Genomic DNA, 2,582 nt, shown 5'->3' with positions numbered 1-2,582 from the left:
GGCGGGCGAGGAAGCGCCGGGCGATCTCGTCCAGCTTCCTGGCCCGGTGCGCGATGTAGAGGGCGCTGGAGGAGGGGATGTGGAGCTTGCCGTAGCCCGCTCACCGCGCACCTGGCCGCCGAGCTGCTGCCGGAGCCGTCGGTCTGCCTGGCGATCAGCCACAGCGGCGCCACCCGCTCGACCGTCGACACCGCCCGCCGCGCCCGCGCCGCCGGGGCGCGGGTCGTGGCGATCACCAGCTACGCCAGCTCGCCGCTGGCCGAGGAGAGCACCTGGGTGCTCGTCGGCGGCGGGCAGGACCTCGTCTTCGGGATGGAGGCGGTCGCCAGCCGCCTGGCCCACCTCACCATCGTCGACACGCTGTCCATGGTCGTGCTCGCGCTGCGCGGCGGCGCGGCCGAGCGGGCGGTGTCGGCCTCCGCCGACGTCACGGCGGACCACAGCTACTGAGAGGGCACAGTGACCAGTCAGACTTTCGACATCGCCGGCGAGCTGCGGGTCAACCGGCTCGGGTACGGCACCGGCATGCTCACCGGGCCCGGCTACTGGGGGCCGCGCCTCGACCCTGACGAGGCCGTCGCCATCCTGCGCCGCGCCGTGGAACGCGGGGTGACGCTCGTCGACACGGCCGACAACTACGGGCCCGACCTGGCCGAAGAGCTGGTGGCGCGGGCGCTGCACCCGTACCCGGACGATCTGGTGGTGGCGACCAAGGGCGGCGTCGTCCGTACGGGCCCCAACGTCTGGCACGTCTCCGGGCGGCCCGAGCGGCTGCGCGCCATGTGCGAGGCGAGCCTGCGCCGGCTCAAGACCGAGACCGTCGACCTCTACCAGCTCCACCGGATCGACCCGGACGTGCCGCTGGCCGACCAGCTCGGCACGCTCGCCGAGCTGCGGCAGGAGGGCAAGATCCGGCACATCGGCCTCGACACGGTCACCGTGGAGGAGCTGGAGCGGGCGCTGGAGATCACGGAGATCGCCTCAGTACAGAACCGCTTCAACCTGCTGGACCGCGAGTCCGCGCCGGTGCTGCGGGCGTGCGAGGAGCGCGGGCTGGCGTTCCTGCCGTGGTTCCCCCTGGGCAACGGCTCGCTGGTCCGCGACGGCCTGCCGGAGGCGGCGCGGCGGCACGGGGCGAGCGCCGGTCAGGTGGCGCTGGCGTGGCTGCTGCACCACTCGCCCGTCATCCTGCCCACGCCGGGCACCGGGTCGCTCGCCCACCTGGAGGAGAACCTGGACGCGGCCGCCGTCGAGCTCACCCCCGACGACCTGGCCGCCCTGGACGCCTTCCAGCCCTAGCGGCGGCGACCAGCTCCTGCATGCTCCCGACACCGGGCTCGGACGCGGTTCCGGTGTCGTCGCTGCGGAACAGCACGGTACGCATGCCCAGCGAGCGCGCCGAGGCCAGGTTAACCGGCCGGTCGTCCACGAACAGCACCCGCTCGGCGGGCACGCCCAGCTCGCCGAGCACCGCCTCGTAGGGCGCCAGGTCGGGCTTTCGGGCCCCGAGATCCGAACCCGTCGCCCGCCAGCTCGTCCAGGGCCTCGCGGGTGCCGGCCGTGAGCTCGTGTTCCCGACAGTAGTGCTCGTCCCGCGCCGTCAGGCCGAGCGCCGCCCAGAACGCGTCCGTGGTCATGCGCCCGAGCGTCACCGAGCGGTACGCCGCCCGGATCTCCTCCTCCGGCGCCGCGCAGCCCTGGGCCCGCAGGTACGGGATGAGCACCCGGCCCTGGACGTTGCCGTACCGGTACAGGACGCTCATCGCGTCAAAGACGATCACCTTCACGAAGATCTCCTCCCGCACCGACGCTACTGCGGCGCGGGATGGCCGAGGCGTCGAGCGCGGGCTTGTGGATTTCTATAAGACGCGGCATGAGAAAGGCATGCCCTTTGCGGGGCGGCCCTTCGGGTGCAATGTGGGAAGGAACCTCAAAGTTGCCCAAGACCAGCTGAGAGGAACTCATCATGCGCGCGAACGTCGGTGACCACCTGATCGTCCACGGCAACGTCGTCGGCCACGGAGACCGGATAGGCGAGATCATCGAGACCCGGGGCGAGAACGGCACGCCCCCGTTCCTGGTGCGGTTCAAGGACGGACACGAGCAACTCATCTTCCCGGGACCCGACGCGGTGGTCGAGCCCGCCGAGGCTGTCTGACCGCTGCCCTCGAGTTGAGCCGTGCCGACCCACACCACACGAATCCGGCCCCGACCGACCCACAGCCGCACTACGACCCGCGAGCCCAGACGCTTGGCCACCGCCCATCTCAACACACTCAACCGAGCTCAGAGATCACGGTGAAACCGTACTGGACCCGCCGGGAACGTCAGTCCAGGCGGGCGCGCAGGGCCTCGGTGAACCAGCCGAGGGCGGGGCTCAGCGGCTCCGGCGCGGGCCAGCCGTTGATGACCGCCAGCAGTTCGAGGTAGTGGTCCCGGCGCGGGTCGTCCGCCTCCTCCAGCCGGTCCAGCAGCCGCCGCCGGAGGGCGGGGGAGTCCGGGAGGCCACGGTCACGCGCGTACGCGGCCACGACCGCCGCCACCACGGAGCCCGCCTCGGGGGCCGCGGGGGCGAGGCCCGC

At 72.4% G+C, this 2,582-nt stretch carries 5 protein-coding genes and 1 pseudogene; 3 read left to right on the top strand and 3 right to left on the bottom strand.

Features of this window, described 5'->3' with window-relative positions:
- Positions 1-450: SIS domain-containing protein (locus ACWDX9_RS62275; protein WP_449973276.1), on the top strand; the 450-nt coding region annotated here is incomplete at its 5' end.
- Positions 451-459: 9 nt separating this feature from the next.
- A complete protein-coding gene (locus ACWDX9_RS62270) occupies positions 460-1,299 on the top strand; it encodes an aldo/keto reductase (protein WP_449973275.1) in 840 nt (279 codons plus the stop codon).
- On the opposite strand, the gene ACWDX9_RS62265 is transcribed toward ACWDX9_RS62270, so the two are convergent.
- Both ACWDX9_RS62265 and ACWDX9_RS62260 read right to left on the bottom strand, forming a co-directional pair.
- Entirely contained in the window at positions 1,256-1,471 is a 216-nt protein-coding gene (locus ACWDX9_RS62265) for an HAD-IA family hydrolase (RefSeq protein ID WP_449973274.1), read from the bottom strand. The two genes, ACWDX9_RS62270 and ACWDX9_RS62265, sit on opposite strands and share 44 nt — an antisense overlap.
- Positions 1,410-1,787 (bottom strand): hypothetical protein, encoded by a 378-nt coding sequence (locus ACWDX9_RS62260; protein ID WP_449973273.1) that lies wholly within the window; start codon positions 1,785-1,787, stop codon positions 1,410-1,412. The genes ACWDX9_RS62265 and ACWDX9_RS62260 overlap by 62 nt, the downstream gene beginning before the upstream one ends.
- A 179-nt stretch (positions 1,788-1,966) precedes the next feature.
- On the opposite strand from ACWDX9_RS62260, the gene ACWDX9_RS62255 reads away from it, so the two are divergent.
- The gene (locus tag ACWDX9_RS62255) at positions 1,967-2,158 is read left to right on the top strand and encodes a DUF1918 domain-containing protein (protein WP_449973272.1); all 192 of its coding nucleotides are present in this window, start codon (positions 1,967-1,969) and stop codon (positions 2,156-2,158) included.
- 169 nt (positions 2,159-2,327) lie between these two features.
- On the opposite strand, the pseudogene ACWDX9_RS62250 reads toward ACWDX9_RS62255, so the two are convergent.
- A pseudogene (locus ACWDX9_RS62250) lies at positions 2,328-2,582 on the bottom strand (MerR family transcriptional regulator); the annotation flags it as partial.

The sequence above is a fragment of the Nonomuraea sp. NPDC003201 genome (assembly GCF_053590415.1).
This window is presented reverse-complemented; position numbering and strand designations above follow the sequence as displayed.